This is a genomic window from Sphaerimonospora mesophila (genome assembly GCF_001417795.1).
Taxonomy (GTDB): domain Bacteria; phylum Actinomycetota; class Actinomycetes; order Streptosporangiales; family Streptosporangiaceae; genus Sphaerimonospora; species Sphaerimonospora mesophila.
This window is the reverse complement of the sequence record NZ_BCBX01000036.1, coordinates 356,209-371,545: the sequence shown is the minus strand read 5'-3', so window position 1 is coordinate 371,545 and position 15,337 is coordinate 356,209. Positions and strand designations below refer to the sequence as shown.

Here is a 15,337-nt window from a genome sequence, read left to right as displayed (position 1 = left end):
TGATCGGTGCGCCGCTGCACCAGGAGATCCTGCGCGTGCACGCCGGAGAGCCGCTGCCGGGCGCCGTGCCGTACGGCACGGGCCACAACAGCGAGGATCTCCATGGCGCGGTGGTCAGCATCGTCGCCGACCGGCCGGGCGTGATCATCGCGGCTCCGCCCGTCCTGGTCCCTTCACCCACCGCGGTCGTCTCCCCCGCTCCGGGCGGATCCACCCTCGTCAGGGACGACATCCGGCTGTGGCACCGGCCGCTGCGCGCGGTCGGCGAGCGGATAGAACCGGTCAACACCAATCGCGACTACCTGGGTCTCGTCCGCGTGATCGGCCCCGACCTGACCCGCGTCGACTCGGCGATCGACGCCTTCCGCACCGATCACCCGTGGGTGATCGAATGACCCGTGTCTCCGGCCGGGAACGCCACCTGGCCGCGCGGGTGCTCAACGCCCTGATCCGCGAAGACTACGGCACGATCTCGACCCGGCTCACCCGCGACAAGAACGGGGTCGCCCTGCTGCTCGCCTCCGGCGGAAAGGTGCGTCTGACCTCCGGCTCGCCGTTCCAGGACTTCGCCGTCCCCGTGCCGCCGCTCGCGGCGGACGAGAACCCCCGGGGCGGGCCGAGCCTGGCGGAGGTCCTGCGTACCCTCGAGTCCGTGGCCGACCCGGCCGACGCCGCCGGGGTCGCGGCCTTCGCGCGGGAGTGCCGCGAGACGCTGACCGCGCTGGAACTGCACCACCGCCACCGCCGCCGGGTGCACTCCCGGCTCAGCTCCGCAGGCCCCGGCCGCGGGCTGATCTTCTACGAGACGCTGGCGGCAGAGGTGGACCACCCGATCTACCCCACCTCCCGCTGCCGTCTCGGGCTGTCCCCCGAGGATCTGGTCGGCCACGCCCCGGAGTTCGCCCCCGAGTTCCGGCTGGTCTGGGCGGCCGTGCCACGCGATCACGTCACGGCCACCGTCGATCCCGGCGCTCTCCCGTGGTGGCCGGTCCCCGAGGACGTCGGGCTTCCCGGGGCGATGGCCCGGACCCACGTGCTCTTCCCCGTTCATCCGCTCACCGCGCCCGCTCTCGCCGACGCCCCCGCCGTGGACGGACCCGGTCCGATCGTCGTGGCGCCCGAGCCGTACCTGACGGTCCGGCCGACGCTGTCGACGCGGACGGTCGAGGTCGACGACCGGACCCACCTCAAGCTGCCGCTCCCGACGAGCACCCTCGGCCTGCGCAACCGCCGCTCGATCAAACCGGGCACGTTACGCGACGGCGCGCTCGCCGAGTCGCTGCTGCGGGAGGTGCTCGCCCGTGAACCGCGGATGCGGGTGTCGCTCGCGGACGAGCAGGCGTACGGCCATGCCGGGCACGAGCACCTCGGCTGGCTGGTCCGGGGCCTGCCCGAGGGTGAGATCGTGCCCGTGGCGGCCCTGCTCGCGGAGTTGCCCGGCTCCAGCGGCCACCACTCCCGGACGGTGCTGGACGATCTCGCCGTACGGTTACACGGCGGTGACGTCAGGGCGCTGCTGCGCGACTACCTGACGGCGCTGTTCGATTGGAACGTCACGCTGTTCGTGCGGTACGGCGTCGCGCTGGAGGCGCATCAGCAGAATTTGTCGCTGCTGCTGCGGGGCGGGCCGATGACGCTGCTGGTGAAGGACAACGACGGGCTGCTGGCCTCGCCCGATCTCCTGCGCGCGGCGGGGCTCGAGGTGCCGGACTTCGGCGACGATCGCATGCTGACCGATGACCCGCACGCCCTGGCCGATGTGTTCGTGACCATCACCCTCCACCTGGCCGCGATGGCCGTGGTGCACGGAGCGCTCGCGGACGTCGCGGCGGCCGGCGGTCTGGTCCGGGAGGCGCTGTCGGCCGCACTCGAACGGTTCGGCGACGCCCCGATGGCCGCGCTGCTGCGCGCCAGGACGATCGACGCCGCGCGGCTCGTCGGAAAGTCGATGCTCGTCGCCGGGACGCTCGTCGCCAAGGAGCGCACGGGTGCGCGTGACGTCAACAAGTTCTACGGCACGACCGGCCCCAACTATCTCCGCCCGAGACCGAATCCCGCCGGCGTCGGCGTCGCGCCGTCCCGCGAGGCCGACGGCCGGGCACCGGAAAGGCTTCGATGAACGGCCTTCTGCTCGACCCGCACTCCGCTCTGGCCGAGGAGATCACGCTCGGCGCCCTGCTGCGCTGCTGCATCCGTGAGCTGTGCGGCTCCCGCGTCCGGGCCGCCGGGCCGTACCTGCTGGCGAGCATCGCGGGAACCCGCGTACGCGTGCCCGCCCGGGGCGGAATGTCGCTGCGCTTCACCGGCCGGGCCGAACGACTGGCCGGCGGGGCATGGGAGCCGCTGACCTCGGACCTGCTGATCAAACTGGTCGAACGGGAGCTGGCGGGCGGCGAAGGATCCGGCGGCGGCTTCAACGGGGAGTTCGCCGCCCAGGTGACCGCCAGCCGGGAGGCCGTCGCGGCCCTCCTGGCGGCGCGCGAGCGCGCGACACCGCCGGCGGACCCGTGGCTCGCCTCCGAGCAGGCCCTGGTGGGCGGACACCCGTTTCATCCCTCGCCCAAGATGCGGACCGGCCCGGGATGGGAACGGTACGCGCCGGAGGCGCACGCCCGCTTCCCGCTCCGCCTGCTCGGCGTCCGCGCCGACCTCGTCGCGGGCCAGGGCGACGTGTCTGCGCTCGACTCGATGGGCTCCTTACCGCCGGGATATCTGCCGCTGCCCGCACACCCGTGGCAGCTCGAACTGCTCGCCCCCGACCTGCGCGCCCCGCTCGCCGACGGGCGGCTCGTCGACCTCGGGTACGGCTCACGCCCGGTCTTCCCCACCTCGTCGGTGCGGACCGTGTACGAGCCGGTCTCGGGGGTCTGCCTCAAATTCAGCCTGGACGTACGGATCACCAACTGCGTGCGGAAGAACGCGTGGTACGAACTCGCCGGCGCGGTCGAGCTCACCCGGCGGCTCGGGCCGGTCTTCGATCGGCTGGCCGAGCGGTTTCCCGGCACCCGGTGGCTGCCCGAACCCGGATATCGGTCGGCGGCCCTCGGCACCCGGCTCCTCGAAGGGCTCGGAGTGATCGTCCGGTCCGGCCCCTGGCCGGTCTGTGAGCCCGGGGTCACCCCGATCCTCGCGGCCGCCCTGGCCGCCTCGCCGTACGGCATGGCGGGCGTGCGGGACAGGGGGGTGCCCGAGGCGGCCGAGGCGCGCCGCCGGGCCGACCCGGTCACCTGGTGGCGAGCCTATGTCGAGCGGGTGGCCCTGCCGGCGCTCGAGGCCTTCGTCCGCCACGGCGTCGTGCTCGAACCGCATCTGCAGAACGTGCTCGTCGGCGTCGATGCCGACGGCCTGCCCGCCCAGGCGATATTCCGTGATCTGGAGGGGACCAAGCTGATCGAGGGCCGCCACGACCTGTCCGGCCTGCCGGAGCGGGTCGCCGAGGCGCTGACGTACGCCACCGATCGCGGCTGGAACCGGGTCGCGTACTGCCTCGTGGTCAACCACCTGGCCGAGATCGCCGCCACCGTCGCGGAGGCGGCCGACCCGGAGCGGGAGCGCCAGGTCCTGCGTGACCTCTGGGCGGCGGCCGGGGAGGTGCTGTCCGGCTACGCCGAAGACGAGGGATGGCCGGCCCCGCTCGAGGCGCTGCTCTCCGACGCGACGCTGCCCGCCAAGGCCAACCTCGGTGTGCGGTGGCGACGGCATGCCGACCGCGCCGCCGGATACGTCCCCGTCGCCAACCCGCTGACCCCGGTCGGCCCTGATCTCTGATCAACGGGATCATTCCGGCAGCCGTTCACCGAGCCGTTCACCGAGCCGGTGAAGACGCGTCCTGACCTCCTCCGAGGCGTTCACCAGTGCGACGGAGGCGTCCAGCGCCATGATCGCGGCGACGTACTGGGCGATCAGCTCAGCGGATTCGGCGCTGAGGCGGACAGCGCACGCGTGCGGTCCCTGCGGTTCGATCTCGCACGGTATGTGAGCGAAGAGCCGGGACCGCAACGTGTCGGCGCCGAGCGCGACCTCGAGCCGGGCCGTGTGGCGATACACGGCGGTGGCGAACGATCGGGTGAGATAGGTGGCCGGGTCTGGTGCGGGCAGCGGACGCGGGAGGAAGCGGCCGGTCGCGGGTCGCGGGTGCGCGATCCGATCGACGCGGAAGGTGCGCCAGTCTGCCCGGTCGGGGTCGTAGGCGATCAGGTACCACCGGCCCTTAACGGTGACCAGATGGTGCGGCTCGACGCGGCGCGCACTGCCCGCACCGGCGCGGTCGAGGTAGTCGAAGGTCAGCACCTGGCGGTCACGGCAGCACGAGGCCAGCACCGCCAGCACCACGGGGTCGATGCGGGGGGCGTCGTGCACCGGTAGGGCCACTGCGGTGCCGCCGAGAGCCGACAGAATGGGACGCAGCCGGCGCGGCAGGACCCGTTCCAGTTTCGCCAACGCCCGCATCGAGCTTTCCTTGATCCCGGCGACGCTGCCGGCCGCCGCCGTGACCAGTCCGAAGGCGACCGCGATCGCCTCCTCGTCATCCAGCAACAGCGGCGGCAGGTTCCGGCCGGACGCCAGCCGGTAGCCGCCCGCGGTGCCGGTGGTGCTCTCCACCGGGTAGTCGAGCGCGCGAAGCCGGTCGATGTCGCGACGCATGGTACGGCCGCTGACGCCGAGCCGGTCGGCGAGTTCGGCGCCCGACCATTCGCGTCTGCTCTGCAGCAGCGACAGCAGACGCAGCAGCCGTCCCGGCATGTCCTTACGCGGCGATCCGTTGCTCACGGACACAAGAATGGCCGTCGTTGTGGACAGGTTGTGTCCTCAATGGCTTCTACCGTGGGCCGCATGGACACCATGATGCAGAAGCGACTCGCCGCACGTACCCGCGGGCCGGTGTACGTTCCCGGCGTCGAGGGATACGACGAGCATCGGCTCGGCTTTCAACTCCTCGATCCGCACCGGCCCTCGGTGATCGTGGCCGCGACCGAGGCCCGCGATGTGCAGGCCGCGGTCGAGTTCGCCGCCGAGACCCGCTCACCGCTGGCGGTGCAGGCCGGCGGCCACGGCCTTGCCGCACCCGCTGAAGGCGTGCTGATCAACACGCGGCGCATGTCCGCCGTACGCGTCGACCCGCGAACCCGCGTCGCATGGGTCGAGGCGGGAGCGACCTGGCGTCAGGTGATCGAGGCGGCCGCGCCGTACGGCCTGGCACCGCTGTCGGGCAGCTTCCCCGGCGTGGGCGCGATCTCCTACACGCTGGGCGGTGGCGTGGGCCTGCTGGCCCGTCGGTACGGCTTCGCCGCCGACCACGTGCGCCGCATCGACCTGGTCACCCTCGACGCACGGCTCCGGCAGGTCACAGCGGGCTCCGACCCCGACCTGTTCTGGGCACTACGGGGCGGTGGCGGCAACTTCGGCGTGGTCACCGGCATGGAGATCGACCTGGTCCCGGTCGCCCGCATCTATGGCGGCAGCCTGTTCTTCGCCGTCGAGCAGGCCCCCGACGTGCTGGACGCCTGGCGCCACTGGACCGCCACCGTGCCCGAGGAGATGACCTCGGCGGTCACGACCCTGCCGTACCCGGACCTGCCGATGCTGCCCGAGCCCCTGCGCGGACGCCAGGTCGCCCAGATCCAGATCTCCTATGCCGGCCCGCTCAAGGACGGGCGCGACCTGGTGGAACCGCTGCGCTCACTCGGGCCCATCCTGCGGGACACGCTCCGCGAACTCCCCTACGCCGAATCCGGCGCGGTCTTCGACGAACCCGACGAACCGCACGCCTACCGATCGCGGAACCTCCTGGTGAACGACCTCGGACCGCAGGCCCTGGCCGATCTGACGAAGGCCGCCGGCCCTTCCGCGCCGGTCATGACCGTGGTGGGACTGCGGCACCTGGGCGGCGCCCTCGCACGGGAACCCCGCACCGCCAACGCCGTCGGCCACCGGGACGCCACCTATGCGGTGACGGTTCTGTCACCGGTGCAGGCCGGCGAAGACGAGGTGGTACGCGAGACACATCGCGACGCCCTCGCGCCGTTGGCCGGCGATGCGGTCGGATGCTCACTCAACTTCACCTTCGGCCCACTCAGCGGGGACGAGGTACGCTCCGCTTTCGCACCCGCGGACTACGCCCGGCTCACCAGGATCAGGGCACGGCACGACCCCCACGGCCTGCTCCGCGCCAACCACGTCATCCCGCCCGCCGGGTGACCCAGGGCCCGGATAAAGCGATCACCGGACGTCCGGCCGTTCGTATAGACGGCGAGAGCGGGGCACCGCCCGCCGCCGCCGGGATCTTCCGTACCCGAGCGGGTGAGGTCTGTTTCCCTCCGGGGTGTGGTTCCATCCACCCCGGAGGCCGTTTTCCTCCACCGCGCCCGGCCGTACGCCTTTCGGTCTCCTCACTTATCTCGTTCCAATGTCGTTACGTTCAGTGGCTTCGAAGACACGATGCGCACCATCGGCAATGTAGGGAGTCTCGAAAGGATGGCGATCAGAAGGCGCTCACGATGCCGACGACCGGTTATCCTCGGGCACCCGCCGGATGAGGGCCGCCAGCCCGTCGGCGTCGAGCAGGTCCACGGGACGGGTCGTCTCATTCGACCGGACATAGTGGAACGCCGCGCCGACCTTCTCCAGCGGCACCCCCGCCAACTCGGCCCAGGCCATGCGGTAAGCGGCGAGCTGGACCGAGGCGGTCTCGGCCGCCCTGCCCTGCGGCCGCTCGCCGGTCTTCCAGTCGACCACCACGAACCCGTCTCCCTCCCGGAAGACCGCGTCCATCCGGCCGCGCAGCAGCCGGTCGGCGATCATCGTCTCGAACGGCACCTCCAGGTCGAGCGGCTCACGCCCGGCCCACTCACTCTCCTCGAACCGCGCCTGCAGCTCGGCGAGCTGGATGTCGGCATCGGAGGGCTCGTCGGCCGCACCGGGCAGATCGAAGTCGTCGATCAGGCGCTGCTGACCCCAGCGCGACTCGAGCCAGCGATGAAACGCCGTGCCCCGCCGGGCCAGCGGCGCCGGTTTGCGTGGCACCGGCCGGCGCACCTGGCGGGCGAACGCCGCGGGATCGGCGGCCAGCGTCACCAGCGACGACACCGTCAGCCTGGCCGGCAGCTCGACGACCGTCCCGGTCCGCCGCCGGTTCGTCTCGCGCTCCCTCAGCAGCAGCTCGGTGTCCCGTGCCCAGGACCGCATCCGCTCCCGATCGCGCTCCCTGAGACCCCGGGCCCGCAGGTCCGCGGCCTCGCCCTGCGCCGTTTCCCGGACCGGAGCCTCTTTCACCAGTGCCTCTTCAACCAGTGCCTCTTCAACCAGTGCCTCTTCCACCAGGCGGGCGCCGTCGTCGACGCCATCGGCCACGGAGATGACAGGCCACTCCTTGCGGGGCGGCTCGGCGAGCAGCGGGTTCTGCTCGTCTTCGTCGTCACCGCTGTCGTGCCAGAGATCGATCCGGGCGCCCGCTTCGCGGATCTCCATCAGGAAATCGGACGGCTCCAGCGGCCGGGACGAGGTCCCCCACCGATAACCGGACGCCACCAGCAGATAGTGCGCCCTCGTCACCGCAACGTAGGCGAGCCGCCGCTCCTCCATCAGGTCACGCTCGCGGCACCGCTGGTCGAAGTCGGCCAGGACGTCCTTCTCCAGACCGGCCAGCGCCGGCAGATCCGCCCGGTCGCCACGCAGTGGGTAGGGCAGCTTGCGCGGGTTCTTGGTCCATCTCGAATTGGTCACCGGTGTGGCCGGGAAGACGCTTCCTCTGGCGATCTCCCCCTTCTGGGTCCTGACCTGCGACAGCCCGGGCACGATGACGACCGGCCACTCCAGGCCCTTCGACGCGTGGACGGTCATCAACTTGACGCTGTTGGTGTCGCCCACGCGCCCGGCTTCCAGCCCGAACTCCTCGGCCTCCGCCGCCTTCAGGTAGGCCAGGAAGGCGCCGAGGGTCGGATCCTCCGCGTCGCCCGCGAACCGGGCGGCCGCGTCGAGGAACGCGTCCAGGTCGGCACGGGCGGCGAGCGGACCGCCGACTGCGCCGCCGCGCGTCGCGACCTCCACGTCGAGGCCCAGCCGCCGCTCCACCTCGGAGATCAGTTCGGGCAGCGGCTGCCCGGCGTGCGCGCGCAGCAGCCGGAGTTCGAGAGCGAGCCGCGGCAGCCGCTCCCGCGCGGCCGGTGAGAACCCCTTCAACCACTCGGGCCGCCGGTCGAACAGCTCGGGTAGCTCGTCGAGGGCGTCGATCAGGCTGCCGCGCTCCTCGGCCAGGTCGAGGACGACCTGCTCCAGCGGGTCTTCGGCCTGCTTCCCGCTCCGCATCTCCCGGTTGAGCTCTCGGGCGAGGTCGCCCAGCACCTTGAGGTCGGCCGGGCCGATCCGCCAGCGCGGTCCGGCGAGCAGCCGTACCAGCGCGTCACCGGCCGTTGGGTCGTACAGCGTCCGCAGGGTCGCCACGATGTCGGCGACCTCGGGCACCGTGAGCAGCCCGCCGAGGCCCACCACCTCGACCGGGATGCCCTGCGCCGCCAAGGCCCGGCGCAGCGCCGGAAACTGCGATCGTTTGCGGGCGAGGATCGCGACGTCTTTCGGCTGCACGACCTCGCCTCGCGGATCACGCTCTCCGTGACCCCAGGGCAGGCCGTCCGGCGCGCCCTCCCAGCGGAGCAGTGCGGCCACGCGTTCGGCGATCCAGGCGGCCTCGTCCTCGGCGGTCTCGTGGAAGGCGCACACCACCCGCCCGCGGCCGACCCGGTTGCCGCCCGGGACCAGCACCGGCACCTGGCGCGCTTCGGCGCGCAGCGGACGCTGGATCTCGGCGGCGACGCCGAGCACGTGCTCGCCGTTGCGGAAGCTCATGGAGAGCTGCCGCACGGGTGCGGGATCCCCGGCGGCGGTCGGGAAGTCCCGGGGGAACCGCGACAGGTTGCCGGACGAGGCGCCGCGCCAGCCGTAGATCGACTGGCAGGGGTCGCCGACGGCGGTCACCGGGTGACCACCATGGAACAGCTCGCGGAGCAGTACGAGCTGGGCGTGGCTGGTGTCCTGGTACTCGTCGAGCAGCACGACCGCGAAGCGCGCCCGCTCGGACATCCCCACCTCGGGGTGGCGGGTGGCGATCCGCGCCGCCAGGGCCATCTGGTCGCCGTAGTCGATGACCTCACGGCTCCGCTTCAGCCGTTCGTACGCCTCGACCATCGGCAGCAACTGCTCGCGGATCTCCTGGGTCTCCACGGGCGCCCGCTGGTCCTTGATGATCCGCCCGGACAGGCCCGCCAGCCGCTCCCGCAGCCACCCGCCGACCTCGCGCACGTCGTCGGCGCCGCACAGGTGCTCGGCCATCTCACCGGCCAGGTCCAGGACGGCCTTGGTGACGCTCACCGGCCCGAGATCGACCTTGTCCATCGGGCCGTCGTACTGCCCGACGACCCGTGCCGCCATCTGCCAGGCCACGGCCGGGGTGACCAGGCGCATCGTCGGCTCCAGCCCTTCACGGAGCGCGTGATCGGCGACCAGCCGGGCGGCGTAGGCATGGTAGGTCGAGACCGTGGGCTCCGAGTCGAGCAGCTCCGGTTCGACCAGCCCGGCCTCCACCAGCCCGGTCAGGCGCCTGCGCACCCGGTCGGCGAGCTCGGCCGCGGCCTTGCGGGTGAAGGTGAGTCCCAGGATCTGCTCGGGCCTCGCCAGCCCGTTCGCGACCAGCCAGACGACGCGTCCGGCCATGGTCTCGCTCTTGCCCGACCCCGCCCCCGCCACGACCACGGCGGGTTCGAGCGGAGCCTCGATGACGGCCGCCTGCTCTGAGGTGGGCGGCATGATGCCCAGCCGGCGGGCGAGCTCGCCGGGATCGAGCGCCGGGTTTCCCACTGCCTCGGTCAGCACACCTGGCCTCCGTTGTCGTTGACCGGGCAGGAGGTCTTCACCGCGCACGTGCGGCAGCCGTCGTTGACCTGGGCGACGAAGCGCGTCTGCGTCATCCCGGTCGCGACGTTCTCGACCAGATCCCTGGCCCAGTTGTGCTCGGGATCACCGTCGAGCGGCGGCTGCACCTGTTCGACCGCGTCCCCCTTGCTCCCCGCGGCCTTCCCCACGTGCAGGAGCGAGGCGCCCCCCACTCCGCTGAGCCGCTCGAACGCGCCGAGCATCGCGGCGAGTTGGTACACCCCGAGCTGCGGGTGCCGGTCGATCTCGTCGTTCCTGGGCTTGCTGCCACCGGTCTTGATGTCGACGATCACGGCACGGCCCTCGCCGTCCCGCTCCAACCGGTCGACCCGGCCGGTGATCTGCACGCCGTCCGCCACCATGACGGAGAACGCCTTTTCCGTCTCGACCAGCTCGCGCTCGTTGCCCTTGTGCCACCGGGCGAACCGGTCGATCATCTGCTCGGCGACCCTGCGCTGCTTGCGGTTGAACCACACCCCGCCGAAGTCGAGGTTGTCCCAGACGTCGTTCAGCCGCTCGAGCAGGTCCACGCCGTCCTTGGTGCCCAGTACGGCTATCGCGTGGATGACCGTGCCGAGGTGCTGGCTGGTGCCCGACTCGCTCGCGCCGACCGCTCGCTCCAACACCCAGCGCAGCCCGCACTCCGTGAACGTCTCGACGGCCGAGGGCGAGATCTGGACGATGCCGTTCCGCCAGTCGAGCGGCCGGTCGTCGGAGAGCTCCGTCTTCGCGTACCACTCGCTCGGCGCGGCGCCGGGCACCCCGGCGCGGGCCAGCCGGGCGAGGTGTGCCGCCGCCTCGCGGCGCAGCACCTCCGGCTGGCCGATGTCGCAGACCACCGAGCGCAGGTCCGCCACGAGCGCGGGCATGCTGAGCCAGCGCGCCCGGTCGTCCGTGGTGGCCTTCTCGACACCCTCGGGCAGCAGTTCTGTGAGGAAGCGGGAGGGGCGCTCCTCGGTGTCCTCACCGCCGACGGCCGTGACGACCAGCCGACGGCGCGCCCGGGTCGCCGCCACGTAGAACAGCCGCCGCTCCTCGGCGAGCAGCTTGGACGTGAGCGTGGCCGCCTCCGCTTGGGGTCCGCTCGGCTCCGATCCGGCGGTCAGCTCCACCAGCGTGTCGATGCCGAGCAGCGATCCCCTCAGGCGCAGGTCGGGCCAGATCCCCTCCTGCACCCCGGCGACCACGACGACGTCCCATTCGAGCCCCTTCGAGCGGTGCGCGGTGAGGATCCGTACGGCTTCGCCCTCGGGCGCCGACTCCGCGAGCGTGTCACCGGCGATCTCCTGGGAGGCCAGGTCGTCGAGGAACACCGCCACCCCGGCCTTGGGCAGGCGGTCGGTGAACCTGGCGGCATGGTCGAACAGCGCGACGACGGCGTCCAGGTCCCGGTCGGCCTGGGCCCCCCGGTGCCCGCCGGACAACCCGGCCTCGGTCCACCGCTCGGCGAGGCCGCTGGCCTGCCATATCTCCCACAGCGTTTCCTCGGCGCCGCGGCCCTGCCGTACGGCTTCGCAGGCCAGCTTGAGCAGACGGGCGACCCGCTCGACCGGGGCCGCGACGTGCGGCTCTACGTGGATCAGCTCGTTGGTGTCCCACAGGGCGGCGACCAGCAGTTCGTCGGACGACCTCGGCACCCCGGGCCTGACGTCACGCCCGGTGACCGGTCCGGCTCCGACGCCCGAATCAGCGTCGTCAGCGGCCACGGCGTCCGGTTCACTTCCGGCACCTTCGCCATAGCCCGCGGCGTCCGGCCCACTTCCGACGCCTTCGCCATAGCCCGCGGCGTCCGACTCCCCGGCGACGGCTTCGTTCTCGGCGATGCGCAGTGCGCGCCGCAGCCGGCGGACCCCGATCATGTCCGTGCCACCCAGCGGCCCGGTCAGCAGTTCCTCGGCCGTCGCGACGTCGAGCGCCTCCCGGCGGACCTCGGCGTCGGCCGACTCCCTCCGTACCACGACCCTGAGCAGCGTGATGAACGGCCGGACACCGGGCTCGGCGACGATCGGCAGTTCGTCGCCCGCGACCGCCACCGGCACACCGGCGGTCATGAGCGCACGTCGCAGCAGCGGCAACTGCCGGGCCGTGCTGCGTACGAGCACGGCCATCCGCGACCAGGGCACGCCATCGATCAGATGGGCCCGGCGCAGCGTGTCTGCCACCACCGCGGCCTCCTGGCTCTCGCTGTCGGCCAGCAGCACCTTCACCTCGCCGCCCGTGGTCTCCGAGGTCGGCAGCAGGTCGCGGTGGCCTCCGCCGGAGCCCGGCAGGGGGGCGGCGGGCAGCCGACGTGCGACCCGGCGGGAGGCGTCGAGCAGCACCGGACCGCTGCGCCGGCAGACGCGCAGGGCGATGACCGGCGCGTCCCGCCCATCCCGGGTCTGGAACCGCTGCGGGAACTCCAGGATGCCCCGCACGTCCGCGCCGCGGAAACCGTAGATCGACTGGTCCGGGTCCCCCACCGCGATCAGGTCGCGACCGTCGCCCGCCAACTGGCTGAGCAGGAACTCCTGCGCGGGATCGGTGTCCTGGTACTCGTCCACGAGCACCACGTCGTACGCGTCCCGTTCGCGCTGCCGTACCTCACCGTCCGCCAGCAGATCCCCGGCGGCCCGGATCGACTCCGCGTAGTCGAGGGCGGGCACCGGGTCGATGTCGAAGCGGCTCTGATAGCGCTTGAAGAACTCGCCGGCCGCCGCCCAGTCGGCCCTTCCCTGCGCCCTGCCCAGCCCGACGAGCGCGTCACCGTCGAGCCCGCGCTCGGCCGCCCGTGACAGGAAGTCGCGCAGTTCCTCGGCGAAGCCCCGGGTCTTGAGCAGCTCGCGCATGTCGTCCGGCCAGTGTCGCGCGCCGTCCTCCAACTCGCCCAGGAGCAGCCGCCGAACCTCGAGGAGCTGCTCCGGGCCGGTCAGCAGCCGCGGCGGCGGCTCGTCGGCCAGTACGGCCTCGCGGCGCAGCAACGCGTAGGCGTAGCTGTGGAAGGTGAGGGCGAGCGGTGTCCTCGTGGTGCGGCGCATCCGTCCCGTGATGCGTTCGCGCAGCTCACCGGCGGCCTTCCGGCTGAAAGTGAGGACCAGGACCCGTTCGGGGTCGACACCGCGCCGCTCGATCCGGTCGACGACGGTCTCCACTATGGTGGTGGTCTTCCCCGTGCCCGGCCCGGCCAGCACGAGCAGCGGGCCGCTTTCGTGCTCGACGACGGCGCGCTGATGCTCGTCCAGCACGGGAACGTCGCGCCGCCCCAGGCCTTCCCGGCGCACCAGGCGGTAGTTCTGACCACTCACAACTCAGCATTCCACCAGATGACGGGCACAGATCGTGCCCGATCGCCCAGCCCTGTGGAAAAGAGTGACCAGCACCGGCCTATGAGACCTATGTGGTCGGTCGAGAGGACCTCACCAAGCCTCCGGACTCTCCAGGTTGGGTTCTCTCTATCTGAGGGCTGCTTTCTTCTACTGCGGCAGAGACGCCTGGTCGTTCACTCCGTCGCCCGATCTCGGGTCTGTTACGTTCTGTTTTCGCTTGGTGACAACCGCAGGTGGCCGCATCTGGTACGCAATCGACGACGAACGCACGGCTATCCAACCGACCGTTCGGGTGTGTCATCGAACAGGTCGGCGGTGGAGGTGGCGGTGACGGCACGCCGCATCCAGTCGTCGAGCCGATTCAGATCAGTGCAGCTGGTGATCCGGTCGCGGTCGGCGTCGGAGACGGGAATTCCCCGCACCTGCAGGACGGTCAGTACGTCTTCGGCTCGGCCCTCAGCTCGGCCCTCGGCTCGGCCCTCGGCTCGGCCTTCTGTCCGGCCGACTTGGACGCCTTTGCCGTAGTGCTTGCGGGCGAAGGGGCTGTAGACCGGCCAGGTAGCCGATTCCATGAGCTTCTCCATGATGAGCCGAGCAGCCGGCGGGCGGTGGGTCCGCGACTCCCCTACGGGAACGACCCTTATCCGGCGGATCGTTCGGGTGTGTCATCGAACAGGTCGGCGGTGGAGGTGGCGGTGACGGCACGCCGCATCCAGTCGTCGAGCCGATTCAGATCAGTGCAGCTGGTGATCCGGTCGCGGTCGGCATCGGAGACGGGAATTCCCCGCACCTGCAGGACGGTCAGCACACCCTCGGCTCGGCCTTCTGTCCGGCCGACTTGGACGCCTTTGCCGTAGTGCTTGCGGGCGAAGGGGCTGTAGACCGGCCAGGTAGCTGATTCCATGAGCTTCTCCATGACGTGTCGGGCAGCCATCGAGGCCAAGCGGTATGCGTATTCATAATATTGCGGAGCGTGTTCGTCGGGGAGACGTTGCAGCGCGGACATGAACGCCTCCACCACCGGAGCGTCCTCCCCGTGGGCCATCACCGACAGAGCGGCCAGCTCCGGATGCGCCGCCGCCTCCGCCGGGTCGGTGACCGGAGGGATCTGCTCGGGGCCGATCACCTCGCACTTCAGCGCGCAGCCCGGCACCTCGAAAGGGATCGGCTCGGCCGCCCACGCGGCGACCCGCGCGTCCGGGCAGATGACCAGCACGGTGATCGGACAGGACAGCTGCAGCCACAGCGCTACGGCATATCGCGGCAATTGCTTGCGCTTCGTCTCGTCTTTCTTCTGCTGGATCTCGACGATGATGGCGTGCTTGGGGTCGTGCCGAGGGCCGACTGTGATCACGGTGTCGGGATACAGGTCTTTGGACGGGCGGTCGTTGAGCTCGTTGCCCACCAGCTGGACCGGAAGCCCGTCCGGCACCTCGACGCCCAGCCGATCGCGCAGCATCTCCACGGCGAGCTCCGGCCGGTTGCGGAACATCAGGTTGAGCGTGTCATGTTGGGGGGACGGCATGACACGAAACGTTATAGCACAATCACACAATGTGACACCAGATTGCCGGCCTGCCTGCCGTACGACTCTCGTGACGGCGGGCGGGCTTCGAGCGCGACCATCGCTCGCGGCGCAGCGGAAGTCGTTCTAGAAAGAATCTTCTAGCTGGTGTCCATATCGTCGGGTCTGGAGCGTAGTGATGACGTACGGCATCCCGTCCGTACGAGGACGACGAAGAAGGAAGCTCGACGTGAAGTACATGCTCTTGATCAACGCTCCCGCCGAACCGGCCGAGGATGCCCCGGGATGCGACTTCGAGGACTGGCAGGCCTACGACAAGACGGTGAAGGAGGCGGGGATCTTCGTGACGGGGCATTCCCTGGCTGATCTGGTCACCGCCACGACAGTGCGCGTCGACCGGGACGGTCAGCGGACCATCACGACCGACGGTCCGTTCGCCGAGACCCGCGAGGTGCTCGGCGGCTACTACGTGATCGACGTACCCGACCTCGACTCGGCGCTGGACTGGGCGGCCCGCTGTCCCGGCTCGCGCGGCGGCGGTTCGGTCGTGGTGCGGCCGATCGCCGCGTTCGAGGACTGACGT

General features: G+C 71.2%; 9 protein-coding genes and 1 pseudogene. 5 read left to right on the top strand and 5 right to left on the bottom strand.

Going from position 1 to position 15,337, the window contains the following annotated elements:
• The 3 genes and pseudogenes from AP234_RS38685 to AP234_RS17555 all read left to right on the top strand — a co-directional run.
• A pseudogene (locus AP234_RS38685) lies at positions 1-395 on the top strand (hypothetical protein); the annotation flags it as partial.
• A complete protein-coding gene (locus tag AP234_RS17560) occupies positions 392-2,119 on the top strand; it encodes an IucA/IucC family protein (RefSeq protein ID WP_063842966.1) in 1,728 nt (575 codons plus the stop codon). The pseudogene AP234_RS38685 and the gene AP234_RS17560, both read left to right, overlap by 4 nt.
• Complete coding sequence (locus tag AP234_RS17555) at positions 2,116-3,768, top strand: IucA/IucC family protein (RefSeq protein WP_055480718.1); 1,653 nt, start codon at positions 2,116-2,118, stop codon at positions 3,766-3,768. Before AP234_RS17560 ends, AP234_RS17555 begins: the two co-directional genes overlap by 4 nt.
• A 9-nt stretch (positions 3,769-3,777) precedes the next feature.
• Here AP234_RS17555 and AP234_RS17550 read toward each other — a convergent pair whose 3' ends face one another.
• The gene (locus tag AP234_RS17550) at positions 3,778-4,770 is read right to left on the bottom strand and encodes a helix-turn-helix transcriptional regulator (protein ID WP_235558213.1); all 993 of its coding nucleotides are present in this window, start codon (positions 4,768-4,770) and stop codon (positions 3,778-3,780) included.
• 63 nt (positions 4,771-4,833) lie between these two features.
• Here AP234_RS17550 and AP234_RS17545 point away from each other — a divergent pair, with 63 nt between their 5' ends.
• The gene (locus tag AP234_RS17545) at positions 4,834-6,198 is read left to right on the top strand and encodes an FAD-binding oxidoreductase (protein WP_235558212.1); all 1,365 of its coding nucleotides are present in this window, start codon (positions 4,834-4,836) and stop codon (positions 6,196-6,198) included.
• Positions 6,199-6,492: 294 nt separating this feature from the next.
• On the opposite strand, the gene AP234_RS17540 is transcribed toward AP234_RS17545, so the two are convergent.
• From AP234_RS17540 to AP234_RS17525, 4 genes are all read right to left on the bottom strand, one after another.
• Positions 6,493-9,798: a UvrD-helicase domain-containing protein gene (locus AP234_RS17540; RefSeq protein WP_055480792.1), complete on the bottom strand. Its 3,306-nt coding sequence runs from the start codon at positions 9,796-9,798 to the stop codon at positions 6,493-6,495.
• Between the two features lie 59 nt (positions 9,799-9,857).
• Entirely contained in the window at positions 9,858-13,208 is a 3,351-nt protein-coding gene (locus AP234_RS17535) for an ATP-dependent helicase (protein WP_055480716.1), read from the bottom strand.
• Positions 13,209-13,501: 293 nt separating this feature from the next.
• Positions 13,502-13,801 (bottom strand): hypothetical protein, encoded by a 300-nt coding sequence (locus AP234_RS17530; protein ID WP_083502190.1) that lies wholly within the window; start codon positions 13,799-13,801, stop codon positions 13,502-13,504.
• A gap of 68 nt (positions 13,802-13,869) precedes the next feature.
• Positions 13,870-14,754, bottom strand: a complete 885-nt coding sequence (locus AP234_RS17525) for a hypothetical protein (protein ID WP_235558211.1) — start codon at positions 14,752-14,754, stop codon at positions 13,870-13,872.
• A gap of 238 nt (positions 14,755-14,992) precedes the next feature.
• Here AP234_RS17525 and AP234_RS17520 point away from each other — a divergent pair, with 238 nt between their 5' ends.
• A complete protein-coding gene (locus AP234_RS17520; protein ID WP_235558222.1) occupies positions 14,993-15,334 on the top strand; it encodes a YciI family protein in 342 nt (113 codons plus the stop codon).
• Positions 15,335-15,337: the final 3 nt, after the last annotated feature.

Excerpts from the sequence above, each read along its gene's own strand:
- AP234_RS17560 (WP_063842966.1), top strand. The coding sequence starts at position 392 with ATGACCCGTGTCTCCGGCCGGGAACGCCACCTGGCCGCGCGGGTGCTC.
- AP234_RS17555 (WP_055480718.1), top strand. The coding sequence starts at position 2,116 with ATGAACGGCCTTCTGCTCGACCCGCACTCCGCTCTGGCCGAGGAGATC.
- AP234_RS17545 (WP_235558212.1), top strand. The coding sequence starts at position 4,834 with ATGGACACCATGATGCAGAAGCGACTCGCCGCACGTACCCGCGGGCCG.
- AP234_RS17540 (WP_055480792.1), bottom strand. The coding sequence starts at position 9,798 with ATGCCGCCCACCTCAGAGCAGGCGGCCGTCATCGAGGCTCCGCTCGAA.
- AP234_RS17530 (WP_083502190.1), bottom strand. The coding sequence starts at position 13,801 with ATGGAATCGGCTACCTGGCCGGTCTACAGCCCCTTCGCCCGCAAGCAC.
- AP234_RS17525 (WP_235558211.1), bottom strand. The coding sequence starts at position 14,754 with ATGCCGTCCCCCCAACATGACACGCTCAACCTGATGTTCCGCAACCGG.
- AP234_RS17520 (WP_235558222.1), top strand. The coding sequence starts at position 14,993 with ATGCTCTTGATCAACGCTCCCGCCGAACCGGCCGAGGATGCCCCGGGA.